This is a genomic window from Leucobacter chinensis (assembly GCF_019049105.1).
Classification (GTDB): domain Bacteria; phylum Actinomycetota; class Actinomycetes; order Actinomycetales; family Microbacteriaceae; genus Leucobacter_A; species Leucobacter_A chinensis.
In genome coordinates this window covers 1-20,871 of the sequence record NZ_JAHQZR010000001.1, presented here as the reverse complement: position 1 = coordinate 20,871, position 20,871 = coordinate 1, and the positions used below count along the sequence as shown (strand labels likewise).

General features: G+C 60.6%; 17 protein-coding genes, 1 tRNA gene and 1 pseudogene. 4 read left to right on the top strand and 15 right to left on the bottom strand.

The genetic code is table 11. From position 1 onward, the window contains the following. Positions 1–63 precede the first annotated feature (63 nt). From KTJ78_RS13830 to KTJ78_RS00080, 3 genes are all read right to left on the bottom strand, one after another. Positions 64–3,972 (bottom strand): SpaA isopeptide-forming pilin-related protein, encoded by a 3,909-nt coding sequence (locus tag KTJ78_RS13830; protein ID WP_217131588.1) that lies wholly within the window; start codon positions 3,970–3,972, stop codon positions 64–66. Between the two features lie 572 nt (positions 3,973–4,544). Continuing rightward, entirely contained in the window at positions 4,545–4,841 is a 297-nt protein-coding gene (locus tag KTJ78_RS00085) for a transcriptional regulator (protein WP_217131586.1), read from the bottom strand. Between the two features lie 752 nt (positions 4,842–5,593). Beyond that, positions 5,594–5,670, bottom strand: a tRNA-Pro gene (locus KTJ78_RS00080). A 126-nt stretch (positions 5,671–5,796) separates the two neighbouring features. Here KTJ78_RS00080 and KTJ78_RS00075 point away from each other — a divergent pair. Further along, the gene (locus KTJ78_RS00075) at positions 5,797–6,567 is read left to right on the top strand and encodes an HAD-IIB family hydrolase (RefSeq protein WP_217131584.1); all 771 of its coding nucleotides are present in this window, start codon (positions 5,797–5,799) and stop codon (positions 6,565–6,567) included. 87 nt (positions 6,568–6,654) lie between these two features. Here KTJ78_RS00075 and KTJ78_RS00070 read toward each other — a convergent pair whose 3' ends face one another. The 3 genes from KTJ78_RS00070 to KTJ78_RS00060 all read right to left on the bottom strand — a co-directional run bounded on the left by KTJ78_RS00070 (position 6,655) and on the right by KTJ78_RS00060 (position 10,282). Beyond that, positions 6,655–8,142: a malate:quinone oxidoreductase gene (locus tag KTJ78_RS00070; RefSeq protein WP_217131582.1), complete on the bottom strand. Its 1,488-nt coding sequence runs from the start codon at positions 8,140–8,142 to the stop codon at positions 6,655–6,657. Between the two features lie 53 nt (positions 8,143–8,195). Further along, positions 8,196–9,533 (bottom strand): DNA repair protein RadA, encoded by a 1,338-nt coding sequence (gene radA / locus KTJ78_RS00065; protein ID WP_217131580.1) that lies wholly within the window; start codon positions 9,531–9,533, stop codon positions 8,196–8,198. A gap of 65 nt (positions 9,534–9,598) precedes the next feature. Continuing rightward, on the bottom strand, positions 9,599–10,282 hold the full coding sequence (locus tag KTJ78_RS00060; protein ID WP_217131579.1) for an SOS response-associated peptidase: 684 nt from the start codon (positions 10,280–10,282) through the stop codon (positions 9,599–9,601). Positions 10,283–10,431: 149 nt separating this feature from the next. On the opposite strand from KTJ78_RS00060, the pseudogene KTJ78_RS00055 reads away from it, so the two are divergent. Beyond that, a pseudogene (locus tag KTJ78_RS00055) lies at positions 10,432–10,596 on the top strand (response regulator transcription factor); the annotation flags it as partial. 6 nt (positions 10,597–10,602) lie between these two features. Here the strand turns inward: KTJ78_RS00055 and KTJ78_RS00050 are convergent. Both KTJ78_RS00050 and KTJ78_RS00045 read right to left on the bottom strand, forming a co-directional pair. Further along, on the bottom strand, positions 10,603–11,343 hold the full coding sequence (locus KTJ78_RS00050) for a VIT1/CCC1 transporter family protein (protein ID WP_217131578.1): 741 nt from the start codon (positions 11,341–11,343) through the stop codon (positions 10,603–10,605). Positions 11,344–11,451: 108 nt separating this feature from the next. After that, positions 11,452–12,759 (bottom strand): CynX/NimT family MFS transporter, encoded by a 1,308-nt coding sequence (locus tag KTJ78_RS00045; protein WP_217131577.1) that lies wholly within the window; start codon positions 12,757–12,759, stop codon positions 11,452–11,454. A 54-nt stretch (positions 12,760–12,813) separates the two neighbouring features. On the opposite strand from KTJ78_RS00045, the gene KTJ78_RS00040 reads away from it, so the two are divergent. Next, a complete protein-coding gene (locus KTJ78_RS00040; RefSeq protein WP_217131576.1) occupies positions 12,814–13,587 on the top strand; it encodes an AraC family transcriptional regulator in 774 nt (257 codons plus the stop codon). A 104-nt stretch (positions 13,588–13,691) separates the two neighbouring features. On the opposite strand, the gene KTJ78_RS00035 is transcribed toward KTJ78_RS00040, so the two are convergent. The 5 genes from KTJ78_RS00035 to KTJ78_RS00015 form a co-directional block, all read right to left on the bottom strand. Continuing rightward, positions 13,692–13,877, bottom strand: a complete 186-nt coding sequence (locus KTJ78_RS00035; protein WP_217131575.1) for a CsbD family protein — start codon at positions 13,875–13,877, stop codon at positions 13,692–13,694. A gap of 170 nt (positions 13,878–14,047) precedes the next feature. Continuing rightward, on the bottom strand, positions 14,048–15,760 hold the full coding sequence (gene phnE / locus KTJ78_RS13825; protein ID WP_217131574.1) for a phosphonate ABC transporter, permease protein PhnE: 1,713 nt from the start codon (positions 15,758–15,760) through the stop codon (positions 14,048–14,050). After that, entirely contained in the window at positions 15,757–16,617 is an 861-nt protein-coding gene (gene phnC, locus KTJ78_RS00025; RefSeq protein ID WP_217131573.1) for a phosphonate ABC transporter ATP-binding protein, read from the bottom strand. The genes phnE and phnC overlap by 4 nt, the downstream gene beginning before the upstream one ends. Before the next feature lie 129 nt (positions 16,618–16,746). Further along, complete coding sequence (locus KTJ78_RS00020; protein WP_217131571.1) at positions 16,747–17,706, bottom strand: phosphate/phosphite/phosphonate ABC transporter substrate-binding protein; 960 nt, start codon at positions 17,704–17,706, stop codon at positions 16,747–16,749. After that, positions 17,703–18,488, bottom strand: coding sequence for an HAD family hydrolase (locus KTJ78_RS00015; protein ID WP_217131569.1), 786 nt, complete (start codon positions 18,486–18,488; stop codon positions 17,703–17,705). The genes KTJ78_RS00020 and KTJ78_RS00015 overlap by 4 nt, the downstream gene beginning before the upstream one ends. A 156-nt stretch (positions 18,489–18,644) precedes the next feature. Between KTJ78_RS00015 and KTJ78_RS00010 the strand changes: the two genes are divergently transcribed. Next, a complete protein-coding gene (locus KTJ78_RS00010) occupies positions 18,645–19,391 on the top strand; it encodes a GntR family transcriptional regulator (protein ID WP_369807905.1) in 747 nt (248 codons plus the stop codon). Between the two features lie 501 nt (positions 19,392–19,892). Here the strand turns inward: KTJ78_RS00010 and KTJ78_RS13710 are convergent. Both KTJ78_RS13710 and KTJ78_RS00005 read right to left on the bottom strand, forming a co-directional pair. Beyond that, a complete protein-coding gene (locus tag KTJ78_RS13710; protein ID WP_256448940.1) occupies positions 19,893–20,015 on the bottom strand; it encodes a hypothetical protein in 123 nt (40 codons plus the stop codon). A 27-nt stretch (positions 20,016–20,042) separates the two neighbouring features. Continuing rightward, on the bottom strand, positions 20,043–20,555 hold the full coding sequence (locus KTJ78_RS00005) for a DUF1648 domain-containing protein (RefSeq protein ID WP_217131567.1): 513 nt from the start codon (positions 20,553–20,555) through the stop codon (positions 20,043–20,045). Positions 20,556–20,871 lie beyond the last annotated feature (316 nt).

Genomic DNA, 20,871 nt, shown 5'->3' with positions numbered 1-20,871 from the left:
GTGTGTTCAGGACTACCCTCACCAAGCAGTAGCCCGGGTCGTGTTATTGCGTGAGAAAGAACATTACGTGAGCCTGCGTGCACGGATCGTGCGCACGGCAAAGAACAGCGTGAACGCGAGCAAGAGCCCGCCGACGATGACGAAGATAAGGGTTCCAAGGCCGCCCGTGAGCGGAAGAACCGGCACCTCGACCTGGCGGTTTTCAATCTCGCCGAGATCAACAGCGGTATCGCCAGCGATCGTCACAAGAATTGGAGCCGTGAGTTTTTGGAAGCCTGCAGGGGCCTTCGTCTCAATGAGGTGATAGTTTCCCGGGGCAACACTCGCGAGCGTGAACACTCCGCCCTCTGGGCTCTGGTCGATGCCCTCGCAGTCTGCCTCACTGTCAGCGACGCAGTCGGTCACATCAATGGGCTCTGCTCCCGCGATGGGCTCTTCGTTCTCATCGAGCGGCACGAGCTGCCACTCGGCGCCTTTCAAGCGCTCACCCTTCGGATCGACCTTTTGCCAAGTGAGTCCTGCCCCAGCCTCGTAGTTTGCGACGTTGCCGATCTCATACGTCCACTCATCGACATTGAGCTGCTCAGAGCCGACAGTGAAACGAACTGGCTCTGCTGCCACCACGTAGCCGTCTGGCGCCTTCGTTTCAGTGAGTTCGTACGTGCCCCACGGAATACCCTTCAACGAAAACTTGCCCGCTTCTGGGTCACGGTCTTCACCGCAGCTGGCCTCATCGGTGCAGTCGGTGATGGCCTTGGGCCAGTCGCCGGCAGGCATGGCTTCGCCCTCTTCGACCACGGGGCTCAGCGTCCATTCGCTTCCTGCAAGCAGCCTGGTCGGGTCGAGCCCGTCAACCTTCTTCCACGACAGATCAGGGTTCAGCTGCAGCCCCACCTTCGACGCTTCTGAGGGCAGCATCGCTGTTCCGTTCGAGGCCCGTAGCCCCGCAATCGCGACGTTATTCCACGCGACCCCCGTCAGATCACCGTTCCCTCCGGCCACCGCAGGAAATACCCCGGTGAAGGTATCTGCGGGCTTCCAAATCCGATCACCAAAATCGAGGCGGATCGCGGTGACATCGACCCAATCAGCGGGTGCCCCGGTGAACCAGTCATCAGAGCAGCTGGTTGGCGCGCTTGAGCGCGATCCACCACCCTGCCCTGCTAATTCGCCACGGCACGGCTCATCCTGCGTCGAGTACTGCACCACCGTGTCCCCGGGAAGGCCCGTCACCGGGCCCGTCATGAAGACATCGAAGGCTGAATCTCGGGGCCCAGCGTCCGGTTTCACACCGTTGTCACCGACCCTAGGAAGAAGGTCGTAGAGCACGACGCCACGCATATCGACATTGCCCGTGTTTGTGATCGGAATACGGTACTGGGCCTCGCCAACACGATCGGTCGACCCGATGCCTGGTGAGGGAACATAGTCTGTGTCGAACGTTCCCTTCACCTGCTTACTCGCGGTCAGGCCTGGCCCTTCGACAATGATGTACTCCTGTTGAGTGCGACACCCGGTGTCGGCTTCAGGCCCTTGCACGACATTATCGAAGGTAAAGTCGGCCCAGGAGCCCGTTTGGGGGTCAAATACATCAGGGTTAGCGTACTCGCCCGGCCTGGTGCACACGAGATATTCATGCTCGGCCTGAGCGGCCTGCACAAGCATGTAGTTGGTAGAAAGCTTTGTATCTGCCCCTGTGCTTGCCGCGTTGTCTTTTACCCTTGCATCGAAGCCAATTGAGATCGCTTTCTCAAGCCCAAGACCGCCGTCGGCCGGGGCATCGGGAAAATCGATGACGATCTTAGTGCGGACAACACCGTTAATTTCAACTTCGCTCAGCGTCAATCGCGGTTCACCGAGGCGTGCAATGTCTTCAAGAGTGGTCCCGTCTCCATCCTCTGAAGGTGCGAGATAGACAGGATTGCCTGGGTCTTTGGGGTCAAAAACGAGGTTCTCCGGCAAAATTTCGGTGACTGTTGGGGTGAAAAACCATGTGTCGAAATTCCCGAGGCCTACCGAGTCATTACGTTTCGTAACCACCTCGACACGAACTCGTTCACTCGGCACGAGAGACGGCGAGTTATCCTTCCCGTCTTCACCCACGCGGTCGGGGTTATACATGCGTTTTTGGGCATAAATATCAATCAGATCACGAGCGACGCGAGTGTAACCGCATCGACCTTCATGGTTAGAGTCGACGAGCGTATCATTACGCGACATCGATTCACCATTCCAGGTAACCGTATTATCGTATGTACAGTTTTCGATGGTCACCCAAAGCGGGTGCTCAGAAGCCGGTGTCACCCCTCGCACTGGAGTGCCCTCCTTCGTCGGGCCGCCGGCGGGGTCACCCGTTGTCAAGAAGTGCGGTTGATACGCTCCATCGGCAACAGCCTGAGAGTTATCGAGCGGAATAGTGTCATTCACTCGGCCGAAAAGAAAGAGTTTGCCGTCTGAGCCTGCTTTGACGGGGTTATCGTCGAGCCAAAACTTCGTGATCCATTCGCCGTCGTCCATCACAATGGACTCCCCGTCGGCCAAGCCCTCGCAGTTGCGAATGTCTTTATCACCAATGATCGAACCCGCTGGAATCGTACACACACCCGTCCTCGAGGTGTTCGTCGTCCAGTGCACCTGCAGCTTCGACATGTTTCCGTTTGCACCAAATGCGATGTCGGTGTAGGCAGGGGTTGCACAATCGGTGTCGTCAGGATCTTCAGGCGAAACCCAGTTACACGGCAGCATGTCAACGAGAGACCATGAGCCAGAAGCTGCACCGGTTCCCTTAATCGCGAAGTAGTTAAGGTAGCCGCGAACCCAGTCACCATGTGACGAGCGCTCTCCCCGCATAAACTGCCAGCCCGCCCCGTTAGACGCGGCGTATGACCGGCCCTTTTGCAGCGTGAAATCGCCGTCGGCGCCAATCTGTAGGTAATGATCCGTCATATCAGCGTCGTTGAGCTCGTGGCTCTCATCGCCCCACGCGTTGGCATGGGCGGTAACCGTGTTCTCTTGCTTCACATGGTTGTTAGCCGCTTCGGTGAAGCGGTCAGCCGGAAAACGAACCGTGACGAGTAGGCTCTTGCCGAATGTTCGGGAATCACAGACCAACTTCCCGTTCTGAGTTTGCACGGAATCGCCAAGGTTCCAGGTCACCGTATTCTCTGATTCGTTATATTGGCCCCCCAAGTTTGCCGAAACAAACTCGACCCCCGTTGGCAGTGTGTCAACAATAACGAGATTCTGCATTGCCCAGATGCCGTTCTCTGCGCACATGTTTGAGTAGTGGCCGAACTGTCCTGCTTCGTTCCACTGCCGTGCGTATCCGGCTTCAATCAGATAGGTCACTTCGCCATCGACATAAGGGTCTTCAAGGTCACCTTCAGCTGTCGTGGTCCCGTCGGTTCTCTGCTTCGTAATTTTCAGCTCGACGTCAGAACGAACCAAGACGGGCTGTCCCACCGCTTGATCGCTACCAAGATTCGACGTGCTGATCGAGATTTCGGGAGTCACGGTCGTGCCGTCGGGTGTGCTGTAGTTTGCAGTCTTGAGCTGAAACCATACCGTCTGAGTGCCGCCAGTTGTTAAGTTAGCCGGAAGGTCCCAGACGATGACTCGATTTGAGCCGGTGCCTTCAACGCGTCCAGGGTAAGTACTTCCGATCGCGCCGCTAATCTCTACGACTTCGAGTTCGATGTTGCCCGGCATCCCCTGGGGAACAGGAACTTCAATTCTTCCATTTTCACAAACCGCGACACTGTGATCACCGCACTCCCAGTTCGCCGTGAACAGGATCGTTTCGCCAGAGCGCACCGAGGCCGTGGGCTCGAGGAAGACCACAGATACACCGTTCGCTGCTGAGGTCGCTGGAATCCCTACCCCGAGTACAAGCAGAGCTGTAGCGAGCAGCATACCGACGATGCGGGCTATTCGCCCTTTGAGCGTCTGTGACCTGTGTTGCACCGTCTTCACGGCTTCCCCCTATTTTGACGGTCGCCGTGAAGAGCTCATGTGCTCGGACGACAACGCCCAGAGGTAAGAGCTTCAGCGATCACACATTGACCGTATTTTCCAATCCCTAGTGCTGATTCTGCACCGCTGGAGCAAAAAAGAAAAGCCCTGGAACCGATATTTCTTAATTTTCGGGTCAATTATTTACTTTTTGACCATGATGGTCGCTCATTGAGCAGCCCGCGTCTGAGAATGCCTCGCTGCTGCTCCTTATTCCTTCAGGCGAGTTCGACACCTCAACCGCAATACTGCGGTTGTCAACAGCAAAGCCAGCTGGAGAACCCGCTTATGATTGAACGACTCCAGCATTTGGGGCCAGTTCATTCTCTGCATGCGAACGTTTCTTGAGCATTACACTCAGCTGTGGCGATTTCTGTGGCGTGCGAATTCGAACGCATTCCCCGACCGAAATTGCAAAAGTGAGTCCTGCGCTCCCTCCCTGTCAGGTCTTCCGGTGAGGGGCGAGTAGGCGCGGCGTGTGGGCTGAGACGCAGGAACCTCACGAACCATCGGAGAATATTGCTGGGGCCGAGTCAAAGAGCGTTGGCGATCTCCCGGAGGGCTTGCAGGTGAACCTCGTAGGACTGCCGACCATCGTGAGTCAAGGACAGCCAGGTCCGGGGACGCTTACCGATGTAACCCTTGTGTATGCGCAGGTATCCGGCCCCTTCGAGGACGGCATTGGCCTTCGAGAGTGTGGGGGCAGTCACATCAAGGTCCTCAGCTAATGCCATGAATTCAATGCGGTCAGTGTTGGCAACCGCGGCCATAATGCTCAGTCGGAGTGGATGGTTCAGTAGCCCATCGAGGCGCAGGCGTGGGTGGCTCATTGCCCCGCCAGCCCCAAGTCGTCGGGAGCCTCAGCCAGCCATCGGCCGCTTACGAAACCGATCACAAAGCAAGCTACAGCAAGTAAGCTAATAATCCAACCGTCTGGGCGCAATTGCATCGTAAGAATAGTAGCGGCACTCGTGGCCACTCCAGAGAACCCAAGCCCTAGCAAGGGGGCCATGCGCCATCCTCGAGCGACGCGTCGTTGACGCGCCACCAAGGCCAAGGACACGCAGACAAGGACTGCTGTGCAGCCTAGTCCGACAATTCCCCATCCTATGCGGGGAGCCTCGCGGTATGCGGCCCAGGCCAGGGAGAGAAACAAAGGCGTCCAGGCGAGCGCCGCAAGAGCGAGCGATACGGTAGAGACCGCCTTAGAGGGGCGTGGGACAGCTGCCACGGCCCGAAGCGATTCCTCGGCTGTGTCCTGGGTGATGTGTTTGGGCATGACAAAACACTAACAAGTAGTTACCTTTTTGGCAACTACTTTCCATATCGACGCTACCCCTCCCACAAAAGAGGCGTCTCTTGCGACGATCATCGCTTACCCAGCCGCAGCTCTAGCATCATGGCAGCGCCTCCTCGAACAGTGCACTGCCCCCGGGTAGGGGAAAGTTTGCCAGGAGTGGTGGCGGCTCCGGGCTATATGCAATAAGGAGTGGGTCGAATCCTAACCAAACTGCTTTTAGCCACAGGAGAAACAAAAAAGCCCCTCTTCTTCCCAGTGTTTCAGCGGAAGTTGAGGGGCTATTGGTCGGGATGACAGGATTTGAACCTGCGACCCCGTCGTCCCGAACGACGTGCGCTACCAAACTGCGCCACATCCCGATGGCTCGATGAGCCACGAACCATACTACTCCTGCATCGCCCGAGACAAAAATCAGGGTGCGGTGTGCGCGCCCGATGGCTCGGCTCGACGGGGCTACCAGGGGTCGCTGTGGGAGAATGGGACGCATGACGAACCTTGATTTTCGCCTGTTGGCGTTTGACCTTGACGACACGCTCGCCCCCTCGAAGTCACGGGCGCCCGAGGTGATCGTGCAAGAACTCACGCGGCTGCTCAAGCTCACCCCTATCGCGGTGATTTCGGGAGGGAACTTTGAGCAGTTCTCGACGCAGCTCATTGATCCGCTGCGGGAGCACCTTGCGAAAGCAGACGCGCTCGACCTGCTCGGCGAACTGCATCTCTTGCCCACCTGCGGCACGCGCTACTACCTGCACGACGGAGCTGCGTGGCGGGCGAAGTACGAAGAGAACCTGCCGTTTGCCGATCGCGCGCTCGCGGCGCAGACGCTCGAGGCTGAGGCGAAGCGTCTCGGGCTCTGGGAGGCGCTCGTGTGGGGCAACATCATCGAAGATCGCGGCTCACAGGTCACGTTTTCGGCGCTCGGGCAGCGCGCTCCGGTCGAGGCGAAAGAGCTGTGGGATCCGTCTGGCGCCAAGAAGAATGCGCTGCGAGAGGCCGTCGCAGCGAAGCTTCCCCACCTTGAAGTTCGAAGCGGCGGATCGACGTCAGTCGACATCACGCTCAAGGGCATCGACAAGGCCTACGGCATGCAGAAGCTTGCCGAGCAGACCGGCATCGCACTGAGCGACATGCTGTTCGTTGGCGACAGGCTCGACCCTGACGGTAACGACTACCCCGTGAAGCAGCTCGGGGTTCGCTGCCACGAGGTCACCGGCTGGCAGGACACCGCCGCTTTCTTGGCGACGCTCGCTGGCTAACCGCGAGTCACCATAGATACGGCTGAGGCCCCCGCTCCGTGTGGAGTCGGGGGCCTCAGCCGTATTAGCGAGAGGTTATTACTTCGCTTAGGCCTCGTTGTTCATGAGGCCGAGCGTCTTGGCGGTCGCAGCAAGCGATTGCATCGCGACATCGGCATTCGCGTTGATGTCTTTGCCGTATGAAGGAATCTGCTTGACGATCTTTGCCTTCCACTCTGATTCAAACTTTTCAGGGAAGCACTTGCTCATGACGTCGAGCATCGCATACACAGCGGTCGATGCACCGGGCGATGCGCCGAGCAGGCCTGCGATGGTGCCCTCGCCACCGGTGACGATCTCGGTGCCGAACTGCAGCACGCCGCCCTTTTTCTTGTCTTTCTTCATGACCTGCACGCGCTGGCCGGCCGTGATGAGGCGCCAGTCTTCTGACTTCGCAGCTGGCAGGTACTCCCGCAGTGCTTCGAGGCGCTTGTTACGGCTCGCCATGAGCTCGGTGAGCAGGTACTTCACGAGCGAGAGCTCGCTGAGGCCGACGCGAATCATGGGCCAGATGTTGTGCATGCGAATTGAGCCTGGCAGGTCAAACCATGAGCTCTTCTTGAGGAACTTCGGGGTGAAGCCGGCGTAGGGGCCAAACAGCAGTGATTCCTGGCCATCGACGATGCGGGCGTCGAGGTGAGGAACAGACATTGGGGGCGCACCAACCGCGGCTTTGCCGTAGACCTTGGCGCGGTGCTGCGAGACGACCTCGGGGTTGTCGCAGCGGAAGAACTCGCCGCTGATCGGGAAGCCACCGAAGCCCTTGATCTCGGGAATCTTTGAGCTCTGCAGCAGCTGCAGTGCGCCGCCGCCGGCACCGACGAAGACGAACTTCGCGTCGATGGTGCTCGAGATGTCGGTGTTGTGGTCGCGGTAGAACACGCGCCAGGTGCCGTCACTCTGACGCTTGACCTTCTTGACCTGGGTGTTCATGTTGACCTCGACGCCCTGCGACTCGAGGTTGTTGGTGAGCTGTCGTGTGACCGAACCGAAATCGACGTCAGTGCCGTGAATCGAGCGGGTAGCGGCTACCGCTTCGCCCTTCTTACGACGATCGATGATGAGGGGTGCCCACTCGGCGATCTTCTCTGGATCGTCGGTGAATTCCATCTCTTTGAAGAGTGGCTCTTGCTTGAGCGTCTCGTAGCGGCGACGCAGGTAGTCAACGTTCTTTTCGCCCTGAACAAACGTCATGTGCGGCGTTGCGTTGATGAACGACGTTGGCTCGCCGAGCACACCGTCTTCAACGAGCGATGCCCACCACTCGCGGCTGAGCTGAAACTGCTCGTTGATCGTGACTGCCTTGGCCGATGAGAGCGAACCGTCTTTGCCCTCGGGCATATAGTTCAGCTCGCAGAGCGCTGAGTGCCCGGTACCCGCGTTGTTCCACGCGTTTGAGCTCTCGGTGGCGAGGCCGCCGAAGCGCTCGAAGAGCGTGATCGACCAGTCTGGCTGCACCTGTTTGAGCAGGGTTCCGAGCGTGGCGCTCATGATTCCGCCACCAATAAGTACGACATCTACGGTTTTGTTAGTCACGATGTCCTAGTGTACTCCTCCTTGACGATTCGTGTGTGAAGCGGTGCTCAGCGTCAACCCGCCGACGTCGAGAGTCTTGCGGTATGCTGTGCTGCCTGCCGTAACGACCCCGTCGCGTCGTCAATGATGTGCTGGTAGCCGAGCCTCGTGGCTTCTGCCCTGCGTTGCTGGCCTGCCTGAACCGGCCTGATCTCGCCGGCAAGGCTAATCTCGCCAAAGGCAACAACGCCAGCGGGCAGGGCCCGGTCTTTGGCCGACGACAGAATTGCGAGTGCGATCGCAAGGTCGGTACCAGGTTCTGCGAGCTTCACCCCGCCGACCGTCGAGACGTACACATCATGGTCTGAGAGCTTCTGCCCGCAGCGTTTTTCGATGACCGCGAGAATCATTGCGACGCGAGACGAGTCAACGCCGCTCGTGACCCGTCGTGGATTCGGTGCCGCTGATGGCGAGACGAGTGCCTGAACTTCAACGGGCAGCGGCCTTCGCCCCTCCATCGCAATGGTCGTGCACACCCCGCTCACGCTCTCTCGGTTTCGACTCAGGAAGAGGCCGCTCGGGTCGGGAACCTGCTCGATACCCTCACCGTGCATCTGGAAGCAGCCGACCTCGTCGGTTGGGCCGAATCGGTTTTTCAGTGTTCGTAAGAAGCGCAGCGGCGAGTCTCGATCACCTTCGAAGTGGCACACGACGTCAACGAGGTGTTCAAGGAGCCTCGGCCCGGCAACCGTGCCGTCTTTCGTCACATGCCCCACGAGCACAACGGGAATCTCACGCTCCTTTGCCACCCGAATGAGCGTGGCCGCGACCTCACGCACCTGGGCAGGCCCACCGGCGATGCCCTGTGCGGCCTCGGTTTGCATCGTTTGCACGGAGTCGATGATGACGAGATCGGGATTGACCTCTTCGATCTGGCCGAGCACAACGGCAAGGTCGGTTTCAGAGGCGAGAAAGAGGGTCTCTTCGAGCGCGCCGGTTCGCTCGGCGCGCATGCGCACTTGCCCCGTCGACTCTTCGCCGCTCGAATACAGCACGCGGTCGCCCCGCCTCGCCGCTTCGGCCGCCGCGCTCAGCAGCAGCGTCGACTTGCCAACCCCAGGCTCGCCCGAAAAGAGAATCGCAGCCCCTGGAACGATGCCGCCGCCGAGCACTCGGTCAAGCTCAGAGATGCCGGTCGGCCGGTGCTTAACGGTGTCGCCAGAGAGCTTCGTAATCGCCACCGCACTGCGGCCCTCAGGAGGCCTCACCGCACGGGTGTTCTTACCAATGCCACCGGCAGGAGCCCCTCGTTCAATGACCGTGCCCCACTGCTGACACTCGCCGCAGCGCCCCACCCACTTGGGTGCACGCCAGCCACACTCAGTGCATTCGAAGCCGCTTGATTTTGCCATAGTGTGAGCATACTGGCAGCCACTGACACGGCGGCTCCGAGGCTGTCGAGTGGCCCGAATGAGCGCTACACGGGATCGGTGAGGTGCGGCCCGTCACCCTTCAGCGGGGCGACCTCGTCAATGCGCAGTTGCCGGGCAATACGCCGACCGCCCTCACGAACCATCTCGAGCAATGAGCCGGCGCCCGGGTTGGCAGGGTCGATCCACGCGTCAATGTGGGCTTCTTCAATGAATACGGGCATGCGGTCGTGCAGCGCGCTCACCGGCCCCTCGGCTTCGTCGGTGAGCACGGCAGCTGTGAGGTGCCATGCGTCTGGGCCCTCGGCTTCTGGGTCACGCCACCACCCGTATAACCCGGCCACGAGCATCGGCTGGTGAGGGGCCTGAATATAGTGCGGGATTCGCTTGCCCTGTGATCCGCTCCACTCATAAAACCCGTTCATGATCACGACGCAACGCCTCGAACGCAGCGGATCTTGCCACGTGGCCTTCGTCGCCGCCGTCTCGGCCCTCGCGTTGAACGTCGGGAACGAGGTTTGCAGGGTCGGGGACCAGGGCGGCGTCAACGACCAGCGCGCCAGTTCGACTCGGCGTTGGCCAGGCTGCTTATGACTCATCACGAGAATGGGCAGGTGCTGGGTCGGCGCAAGGTTCCAGGACGAGTCGCCGAGCTCGGGCGAAAGCACGGCGCCGGGAAAAATCTCGGCGAACTGTTGCTCTGAAATGTCGACGACGCAGCGACCGCACATATGGCGCTACCCCCGCCTGGTTTCTGGCTGCTGCCGAGCGCTCTTCACGGTGACCCCTTTACGTTCTCGGGCACCAGTGTCTCACAGCGAGCACAGGTCGCCAAGATTTAGGCATTGAAGACTGAAACCCCGAGCACCGTGAGCTCGATGTCTTACGTATCGCCCGTTCGGCAGACAGCGTGCAGAGCATTGCACAACAGCTGTTTCTTTCGCCAGGAACCGTGCGCAACTACCTTTCATCGGCTATCACGAAGCTCGGTTTAGCCTCGCGTCACGCGGCCGCTGAACATGCGTGGCAACAGGGGTGGATCTAGGCCAGACTAACCGATCGCCACTCCAAAGAGCATGCCGATGAGGTAGGTCGCGACCATCGTGGCAGAGCCCATGAGCACGTTGCGTATGATCGCGGGCCAGATCGGCGCTTCGCCGAGCTTGGCGCTCAGAAGGCCCGTCAGGAAGAGGCCGACCACGACCGCAATCGCGGTGAGGGCGACCGCGTTGCCCCCGGGAATGAGAATCATGAGCATCGGGATGAGTCCACCGAGTGTGAAGGCGATGAACGACGAGAACGCAGCGACCCACGGGCTCGTGTACTCGTCTGGATCGATGCCGAGTTCGACCTCGGCGTGAGCCGCGAGGGCGTCGTGCTCGGTGAGCTCTTCGGCGACCTGCTTCGCGAGCTCGGCTGAGAGCCCACGCTTGCGGTACATGCCGGTGAGCTCTGCCAGCTCAGCTTGCGGGTGCTCTTTGAGCTCGATGCTCTCTTTTTCAATGAGTGCTTTTTCGGTGTCACGCTGTGTGCTCACCGAGACATATTCGCCGCCCGCCATCGAGAAGGCGCCAGCAACGAGCGCGGCGATGCCGGCCGTCGCGATCGCAATGACGTTGCCTGGCGTTGCTGCTGCGACACCGACAACGACGCCGGCGACCGAGACGATGCCGTCGTTGGCTCCGAGCACGCCCGCGCGCAACCAGTTGAGGCGTTGCCCCACGTTGCTCTCGAGGTGTGACTCATGGAGGTGGTCGATGACGGTTTCGAAGCCGGTTTGTGTGGTGGTCATGCCATCAGCATGGCACTGAGAAGAAGGCCGCGCAAGCAAGGCTAGGCAAGGCTAAAAGCCTCTGTTTGCCTCAAATATGAGTGTAGCCTAGCCTCACTTTTAGACCCGTTACCGAGCGCGAATATGCTCGGGACGCGAAGCAATAATTCCAGCCAGCAATTGCACGACGAGCGCGACTCCCAGCACGACCATCGGCACCTTCCATTCACCGGTTGCAGCGTGCACCGCCCCGATGCCGATGGGCCCGAGCCCCGCAATGAGATAGCCGAAGCCCTGAGACATCGTCGAGAGGTGACCCGTGTGGTGGGCATCTGGTGAACGCCACACGATGAACGTGAGCGAGAGGCTGATAGTGGCACCCTGACCGAGGCCAATGAGCGTCATCCAGACGTAGGCTCCCTCGGCCGGCGCGATCGCGAGCCCCACGTACGCAGAGGCGACGAGCGCTGTCGCGATGGCAACGGGAACCCAGGTCGGCTTCATGCGGGCTGCGACCGAAGGCGTGACAAGTGAGGCAACGATTCCAGGAAAGGCAGAGTATGCGAGCATCAAACCAGCCTCGTTCGGGCTCATGCCGGCGTCTTGCAGCATCGTCGGAATCCAGGTGAGCATCGTGTAGTAGCTCGCACTCTGCAGCCCCATAAGCAGCGTGACAGCAATCGCAATCGGGTCGGTGAGAATCGCACGAAATGGCGGCTCGTTGGTGGTGGTTTTCGTTGCGACGACAGCAGTAGCACCCTGCCCTGCCCCGTGCTTTGGGCACCTGGGCTGCGGGCCGCGTCGCAGCTGCGGCAACCAAATGACGAGCGCGATCACTGCGGGAATCGCCCAGACGCCAAGCGCGAGGCGCCAATTCCCGTCCATGACTGGCAGTAACGGCGCGGTGAGCCCTGAAGCAAACGCGGCACCAACGAACAGGGCGGTCGAGTAGAGCCCCATCATGAGGCCCACCCGGTGCGAGAAGTCTTGCTTGATCGCAGCGGGCATCACCACGTTGCCCACCGCAATCGCGGCACCAACGAGCACCGTACCGGCGAAGAGGCCAAGCAGGCTTGGCTGCAGCCGAAGCAGAATGCCTGCTGCGAGAACGAGAAGCGTAAGCCCGAGCAGGCGGTGCATGCCGAGACGTCTCGTCAGAACAGGGGTAAAGAAAGCAAACGCACCAAACGCAAAGACCGGGATCGTCATGAGCAAACTCACGAGCGTCGCAGAGAGCCCGAGCGAGGCTTGAATGTCGGCAAGCACGGGGCCGATCGAGGCAACACCGATGCGCAGGTTTAGGCCGATGAGGATGAGACCGGTGCCGAGCAGTAGCAGCGACCATTTGCTCGGGGTTTTTTCGGGTTCGCCGCTTCCCTTTGCGGCATCCGGGGTTGGCAGGTTCACCATGTCAGTATTCGGGGTATCAAACGGCATACCCACTATTTCAGCCGATGCGCAACTAGCTCTCAACCGGTAAACTGACATGAAATGCCTGAATTACGCCAAGAAGTCATCATTCCCGAGCAGGCCCTGCGACTCGGTCACGAGCAGCACACCCCCGCCCACCTACACGACCAAGGCCACCTCGTGTACCCCGCAACCGGCGTGCTCTCGATGGTGACCGACGCGGGGTCGTGGATCGCGCCCTCGAACCGTGCCGTATGGATTCCCGGCGGCTTTCTGCATCAGCACCGCGCACACGGAGCAACCGACATGCGCATCGTCTTCATGACCGGCGAGCATGCCTGCCGCCTGCCAGGCCACCCGGCAGTGCTCGCGGTACCGCCCCTCGCCCGGGAGGCCACGCTCGCGCTCACGAGCACACAGGCTCGCAGCCCTGAATCACGCAACCGCCTACGCCACGTCATCATCGACGAGCTCACGGCGACCCCGGAGCAGCCCCTGCATCTTCCCGTTCCCACCGACGAGCGCCTCTTGCAGGTGATGTCGCTCGTCACGGCAGACCTCGCGAGCCCCGCAACCCTGAGTGAGCTGGGCCACCGCATCGGCGCGAGCGAACGCACGCTCAGCCGCCTCTTTCGTGCAGAGACCGGCATGAGCTTTCGCCAGTGGCGCATTCAGTTGCGGGTGCACAGCGCTCTTCTCATGCTCAGCGAAGGCCGGTCGGTGCTCGACGTCGCAACCGCCTGCGGCTGGGCCAACCCGAGCGCCTTCATCGACGCCTTCACCGCGCTCATTGGCCAGACTCCCGGCAGGTATCAGCGCTCGCTGGGCGAAGCGAGGGCTGGCTCAGCTCAGTAGCACGCTCCCGGGCAACCGCGGGGCGCGATCCACCAAGAAAGAGAACAGCCCCAGCCCGGCGCTATGCCGGGCTGGGGCTGTGAAGCGTTTCGCGTGAGCGAACGTTAGTCGTTCATGATGTCTTTTGCGGTGTCTTTCACGTCGCCAACGACCTTCTTGGCACCGCCCTTGACCTGGTCTGCCTTGCCCTCGGCCACCATCTGTTCGTTATCGGTGAGGTTGCCTACGGCTTCTTTGGCCTTACCCTTTACCTTGTCCATACCTGCTTCGATTTTGTCTGATGCACTCATTGTTCAGCTCCGTTCGTTGGTTATATTGGACATTTCTACTGTTTCATTCACTCGCCGCTGATGCAAGGCTTGCCCAGGGCGTTCACAGCCGCTACTCGCCGAACCCGCAGCTTTTCGTAACCTTGCGTTTACCTTGCCCCGGTGCCAGCACGCATGCAAACCCCCAACAGCTACGCCAGCATCTTGCGCAAGAGCGACGAGAGCCCCTCAACAAGAAAGACGATCACGAGCACGCACAGCAGTAAGAACAGCAGCTCGTGCTGGTTCACCCGGGCCGCGCTCGAGAGCATGTACCCGATGCCACCGCCACCAACGATGCCGAGCACCGTCGCCGAGCGAATATTCGTGTCGAGCAGGTAGAGCGTGTGCCCAACAAACGATGGCACGGCCTGCGGGAAGGTCGCAGCCGCAAACATCTGCGGCCGCGTCGCCCCAACGGCGAAGAGCGCTTGCTCGGGCCCGGGATTCACCTCTTCGAGCGAGTCGGCAACGAGCTTCCCGAGCAGCCCCACCCCGCCGATGCCAAGCGCGAGCACAGCGGCACCGGGGCCGAGTCCCGTGAGAATAATAAAAAACAGGGCGAGCAAGAGCTCTGGCAAGCCGCGGATCACGACGAGCGTCAACCGCGCTCCGGCCCGAACCCCGGGGCTCGGTGAAACGTTGCGTGCGGCGAGGGCTCCGAGCAACATCGAGAAGACCACAGCGAAGAGGGTTGCCGCGAACGCGATCTGCACGGTCTCAACGAGGGCAAGGGTAACCTGACCCCACTTTTCTTGCGCGAGCGAGGGCGGCCAGAGGCGACCGCCTGCAATCGCGAGGTTCTGCCAGAAGTTCGCGAAGCTACTGCCCTGCGATCCCGCGAGAACGACCGAGGCCGCGACGATCAGCACCGTCGACCAGATGAGGGTGACGCTGCGCACCCGGTCAGGGGTCCACGGAATACGGCCTTTGCGACCCTGGGCGGCGTGCGCGATCCGCGCCTCCTCTGGAGTCTCGGGCTCATTCGTCAGGCGGCGAACGAGGCGGTGGGCAATGCTGCGGCCCTCGGGCTGGGCTCCGAGCAGCGAGCGTCGCAACAACGCCGAGACGACCTCGAACAGCACACACAGCACGAAGATGATGATCGCGAAAGGCATCGCCTCGCGATAGTTGAGCGTTTGCATGGCGATGCTGAGCTGCTGGCCGAGACCGGCGACGCCCACGAAGCCGAGAATGACCGAGACGCGTAGGTTAATGTCAGCACGGTGCAACACGATCGCGATGAACGCGGGCAGAATTTGCGGCCACACCGCTCCCCAAAATTGCTGATGTTTACTCGCCCCTGCGGCGCGCAGTGCGAGCACGGGGCCGTCGTCGATCTGCTCAATTGCGTCGGCAGTGAGCTTGCTGATCATGCCAATCGAGTGGATCCCGAGAGCGAGTACGCCGGCAAGCGCGCCCTGCCCGATGATGAGCGCAAAGATCATCGCCATAATGGCGTCGGGTGCCGCTCGTGTCGTGACACCGAGAAAACGGCCGAGCGCTACGCCAAAGCGATTTGGGGCGGTGTTGCGGGCGGCAAGGTAGGCCACCGGGATCGAGAGCACTGCGGCGAGCGCCGTTCCGCAAAACACGATGGCCAGGGTGAGGGCGCAGAGCCACAGGGCTTCGCCGAGGCTCGGCCAGACGAAGGGAACCGTGCGTGCAAGGAACGACCCCGCATACTCGGTGCCGCGGGTGACCTGTTCCCAGGAGAGACCGACGCCCTGCATCGACCATACTCCCGCGATGAGGAGCCCGATGAGCAGCGCGTTGGTAACGATTCTCGCCCTCGTTGGCTTTGCGAGTGTGGGCCGGGGCGACTGCGCAGCACCCTCTCGTTTCGCGAGCGTCGGGGCGCTCACGCCGATGCCCCGCTCGCCTGCATATCGGTCATGTTTACCGCTGTAGCAGAGTTCAGCCCCTCAGCTCCTTCTTGCGGCTCGATCGCCGCGATCTCTTCGGGGGTCACTGCTACACGGCGATAAATGTTCATGACGGTTTCTTTATCGAGCGCGCCGGCCCGGGTGTCGAGCACGACAGCACCGTGCCTCAGCCCAACAATACGATCGGCCCAGGCAAGAGCGAGGTCGACCTGGTGCAGGCTGCATAACACCGTCAGACCGCGACGCACGGCGATTTCACGAATGAGGTTCATGACCTGCTGCGATGACTCTGGGTCGAGCGAGGCAACGGGCTCGTCGGCGAGCAAAATCTCGGGCTCCTGCATGAGGGCTCGGGCGATCGCGACTCGCTGCTGTTGCCCGCCAGAGAGTGTGTCGGCCCGTTGGAAGGCGTGCTCTTCAAGGCCCACCTCGGCGAGCAGGTCGAGAGCGCGCAACCTCAGCTGCTTCGGGTAGCTGAGCAGGCCGAGCCTCGGGCCGCGAAGTGTTGCGAGGCTTCCGCTCAACACGTTTTCAAGCACACTTCGTGGGCCCACCAGTTCAAACTGTTGAAAGATAAACCCGACCTTGCTGCGAAGCTCTCGCAGCTGCCGCCCCTTAAGCCCGCTGAGTGTCTCACCGAGCACTTCAACGGAGCCGTCGGTAGCGGCCTCAAGCCCATTTAGGTGGCGCAGTAGGGTCGATTTACCCGATCCCGATAGGCCGAGCAGCACAACAACCTCGCCCGACGAGACTTCGAGCGAGACCTTTTCAAGGGCAACCGTATGCCCAAACTTCTTCGTCACGTCGATCAAGCGGATCTTTGATGTATCACTCATCGGTTGACTCCTTCTGCCGCGCCTTCCGCGGTCTCAAACATTCATGTGCGGGGCCCGGCACCGCTTGGTGTCAGGCCCCGGTAAATGCTGAGTAGGCGTTCTCGAGCGAGCCCTACTCAGCTATGCCGGTTAGGGCTGGCACTGAGCAGCGCCGGTTTCTTCACACACCTTGCGCACGCTGTCGTAATACGAATCTTCAACGGGCACGAGCTCGTAGAAATAGGCTTTGAACGCCTCGGTGATCGTGATGCCCTCGTCTTCGATACCGTCAAGCGTGATGTTTTGCAGCGCATCTTTCAGCGAGCTCTGCACGTCTTTCGGCAGGTTCGTCGACATGACGAGCGGAGCCCCCGGAACGGTAACGCGGTTAATCACGGTCAGGTCGCCCTCGGCAAAGAGACCATCGGCGATACCCGTGGTCTCGACCACGGCGTCCTCGGCAAAGCCAGCCTCACATTCAACACCCTGCGCGGTCTTCTGTGCCGAGGCATCGTGACCACCGGCGAAGACCGGGGTCACATCGCTCTCGGGGTTGATCCCCTCTGCGAGCAGCTCTGCGCTCGGGTACAGGTAGCCCGAGGTCGAACCCGGATCAACGAAGCACACCTTGTGCCCCTTCATGTCTTTGATCGAGGTGATGTCTGAGCCCTTCGGCACAACCGCGAGTGACTCGTACCCGGGCTCCTCTCCCGCTTCAGTCACAGTGACCCCGATCGGTGTGAGGGGCGCACCACCATTCGTAGCGGCTACGTAGGTGAAGCCCGAGAAGCTCCCGATATCAATACGCCCCGCAATCGCCGCCTCTACGAGGGCCGCGTAATCGGTCGATTGCACGAGCTCGACCTCTTTGCCGGTCTTAGCCGCGATGTACTCAACGAGCGGCTCAAAGTTATTTTCGACCGACTGCTGGTCTGGAACCATGCCCATGACGAGAGTGTTCTCGTCTTTCGCGAAGCTTCCCTCTTGAGAGTTCGCGGTGTCGCCGCCCTCTGCGGGTGGCGTGGCTTCGCTCGGCGAGCAGGCGGCGAGTGTGCCGAGGAGTGAGATTCCTGCAACGATGGCGAGGCCACGACGGGTTGATGTTTTCACGGAGTACCTTTCGGGTTGTATTCAAAGGGTGAAAGTCGGTCAAGATCACATACTGCGGTGGCCCAGTCGCTGCCGAGCCCCACAAGACTCGAGACCCGCACATGGGCCTCAGCGGCCCACGGTTCGGAGTCGGCCTCGTACTCGGTCTCTGGGCCTGAGCTTGGCTCAGCACGCACGAGTACAGTGCGGCACCCAGCAGCGAGCGCTGCACGCATACCCACTTTGGAGTCTTCGAGCGCGAGACACTCACTCGTTCGAAGCCCAAAAAGGCGTGCGGCATGCTGGTAGGGCTCAGGATCTGGTTTCGTAGCGAACACGTCATCGGCGGTGATGACATATTCAAACCAACCCAAATCGACCTCACCCGCGAGCTGCTCATACCAACGTCGCGATGAACTCGTCACAATCGCGACGGGCACCTCAGCTTCACGCAGGTCATCAAGCATTTCTCGTGCACCCAGTTTCCAACGAGCCGTGCCACGCTGCACCCGAAGTGAGACTCGCTCGATCCGCTCACCAAGTTCGGCAGGCGTGCTAAGCCCACGGGGCAGCTGGCCGAGAAAGAAGTCTTCGATGATGAGTCGCGCTGTTTGCGAGACCGTCGCTCCTTCGAAACGCAAGAGTTGCCGTTGAGTCACCGCAATGCCAAAACCCTCGAGCGTCTCGCGAACGGTATCGAGCCAGGGCTGCTCAGTATCGAGCAGGGTCCCATCGAGGTCGCACAATACAGCGGCCGGCAGGCGCTTTATCTGCGGCTGCGTTTTCAGCAGGGGTTCTGTCATCACGCTTCCCATTAGGACCCGTTGGCGTAAACCGCATAGGTCACTCCGGTAAACGCCGGGCAAACGTTTCCTTGCCGAAGGCTCCTGGAAACAAACAACTGTGAACTCCTGTTCACAGTTGTCTTCGAGCCGGGCCGCGCGGGCTATTCTTGGGGTGTGAACGCTGCCAGAGCTTCGATCCACCGCGATGTACTGCGAGATCTTCTCGCACGCATCATCGACGGAGAATTCAGCGCGGGCACGGCGCTTCCGGCCGAGGCCAAACTCGCCGAGCAATACGGTGTCTCGCGCGGCACGATACGCACGGCACTCTCCGGACTTGAAGATCGCGGCATGCTCGTTCCCCTCCAAGGCGCGGGGTGGATCGTGCAGTCGAGTCTCAACACACAAAGCTTTCGCGAGCTTCGGTCGTTCGCACAGTGGGCAAGAAGCAAGGGTATGACCCCGGGCGGTCAAGTGCACTCAGCGACGCCGCGACCCGCGAGCGTACAGGAGGCCCGCAAGCTTCTCGTGAAGCCCAAGAGCGAGGTGCTCGAGGTCACGCGCACACGCACACTCGACGGCAGGGTCGTCATGCTCGAACGCACCATCTACCCCGAGTGGATGTCAGAGAAGATACGCTCGCTCCCCGCCGACGAGCCCTCGGTCGTTACTGTCCTGGCCGAGCGCTTTGGCGTGGTGACTGCACACGCCGACCACGCGATTGATGCCGTCGCCGCCTCAAGCACCGACGCGGCACTCCTTCACGTTCGACGCTCAAGCCCGCTGCTTCGCGTGCGTCGAACGAGTTTCAACGGAAGTGGCGTGCCGATCGAACACGGCGAAGACCGCTACTTGCCAGACACCATCACCTTTCACGCGCAAACGTCGAACGCGAGCAACACCCTCTCTCGAACCGACTAGGCCTGGGCACGGGCACGGGCTTTGTCGGTGGAATCGCCGCGGGCATAGGGGTTAGGCGCTGGCCCGAAAATGCAACGACCGACATCGTCGAGGGCACATCGAGCAACCCCCGAACGTTCGAGTGCTTGAACGGCTCTACCCGATTGTTACGTAATCAACATCAGTTCTTTTCGGTTTTTCGGAGGAGTGACGATACTATTTAGCAGGGGGATATTCGACCGTTTGTGTTTGTACGCAACAGAAGGACGTCTTATGGCTACATGGATTGAAACTCCCGGAATTCAGCGTGAAGCTTGGGGTACTCTGCACGAAATGTACGACCTGCATCGCGGTCATACTCTCGATCTTGAGTGGATCAACCTTGCGACTGGAGCACGCGTCGCGCTCGTACAAGACAACGGTCGATTCGAAAACGCGAATGGGACACATTTTTTTGCGAAGCTCCGCCTCTTTCACCGAGACGCCAGCGACTCTGTTGCTGAGCTCACGAACGTCGTACTGTCACACATCAACGACGTTCCGGTACCTCGCCGTGGTCCAGCCGAAGGCGTCTGCGAGCAGATTCAAGAGCGCTGCGCCGCGGCAGTGCGTGACTTGCTCGGTGATGTCTATCACTCCGCGCATCAGCCCCACGAAGAAGAGAGCGACGCTTTACCGCAGCGCTCGCACCAGCCCAATCGTGCCAACCGTGGCGGTCGCAAGCAACGCGGTAACAACACCGATGAGCGGCAGCAGCACATTCACGCCGTAAACGGCTGAGAACACGATTGCCGCGTAGAGTATAACCGTCACCGCGGCTACCGCGATAAGCAGTTGCTCAACCCTGCGATAGTACGCCTGCGCCTTTTCGACGGGGATCACCCTGGGCACGTTAACACTGCCCGGAAAGTACGAGGCGATCACCATGCCCGCCGAGACGAGCGCCGCCAGTATGAGCAGCGCGATGAACGAACCCCTCGGGCCCCACTGGTCGGGTTCGCCGTTCACTCCGTAGTGCGTTGGGATTGTGTCAGGCATAGACACATAACCAACGATCCCAACCACCACCACCGCAACCGCCGCCGCAATCGTTAAGTACCTTGCGCACCGCGTCACGGGGCCGGTCACGTAGGTGCGTGGCGGACGCTCGGCGGGGTGGGCAGGGCTGATCGGGTGCTTCGTCATCAGGCTCATTCTATGCGCTCGCTGGTTTCTGCGCTGTGTCGTCGCGGGTGACCTGGCACTGAGGGTGACCTGGCACTGGAGGGTGACCTGGCACTGGAGGGTGACCTGGCACTGGAGGGGGACCTGGCGCCGCGGGGTTCCGGCGCGCCGACCATTCTGGTGCTTTTCTGCCAAGTCCGCCCCCGTTTTTGCCCCGCAGCGCCCTCTTGCTTCATCGAGTGGTCAAAAAGTGTCGATTCCGCTCGGTGTCAACTTGTTGTGAGTCACTCACCCCGGCATACCGTCAGGGTCTTGTCACTGTTTGGGAAGGTTAATC

Bases quoted from the DNA above. Each gene is read 5' to 3' on its own strand.
- KTJ78_RS00085 (WP_217131586.1), bottom strand. From the start codon at position 4,841: ATGAGCCACCCACGCCTGCGCCTCGATGGGCTACTGAACCATCCACTC.
- KTJ78_RS00075 (WP_217131584.1), top strand. From the start codon at position 5,797: ATGACGAACCTTGATTTTCGCCTGTTGGCGTTTGACCTTGACGACACG.
- radA (WP_217131580.1), bottom strand. From the start codon at position 9,533: ATGGCAAAATCAAGCGGCTTCGAATGCACTGAGTGTGGCTGGCGTGCA.
- KTJ78_RS00060 (WP_217131579.1), bottom strand. From the start codon at position 10,282: ATGTGCGGTCGCTGCGTCGTCGACATTTCAGAGCAACAGTTCGCCGAG.
- KTJ78_RS00050 (WP_217131578.1), bottom strand. From the start codon at position 11,343: ATGACCACCACACAAACCGGCTTCGAAACCGTCATCGACCACCTCCAT.
- KTJ78_RS00045 (WP_217131577.1), bottom strand. From the start codon at position 12,759: ATGCCGTTTGATACCCCGAATACTGACATGGTGAACCTGCCAACCCCG.
- KTJ78_RS00040 (WP_217131576.1), top strand. From the start codon at position 12,814: ATGCCTGAATTACGCCAAGAAGTCATCATTCCCGAGCAGGCCCTGCGA.
- KTJ78_RS00035 (WP_217131575.1), bottom strand. From the start codon at position 13,877: ATGAGTGCATCAGACAAAATCGAAGCAGGTATGGACAAGGTAAAGGGT.
- phnC (WP_217131573.1), bottom strand. From the start codon at position 16,617: ATGAGTGATACATCAAAGATCCGCTTGATCGACGTGACGAAGAAGTTT.
- KTJ78_RS00015 (WP_217131569.1), bottom strand. From the start codon at position 18,488: ATGACAGAACCCCTGCTGAAAACGCAGCCGCAGATAAAGCGCCTGCCG.
- KTJ78_RS13710 (WP_256448940.1), bottom strand. From the start codon at position 20,015: ATGCGCGGAGTGATAGACATCACCGAGCAAGTCACGCACTGCCGCGGC.
- KTJ78_RS00005 (WP_217131567.1), bottom strand. From the start codon at position 20,555: ATGACGAAGCACCCGATCAGCCCTGCCCACCCCGCCGAGCGTCCGCCA.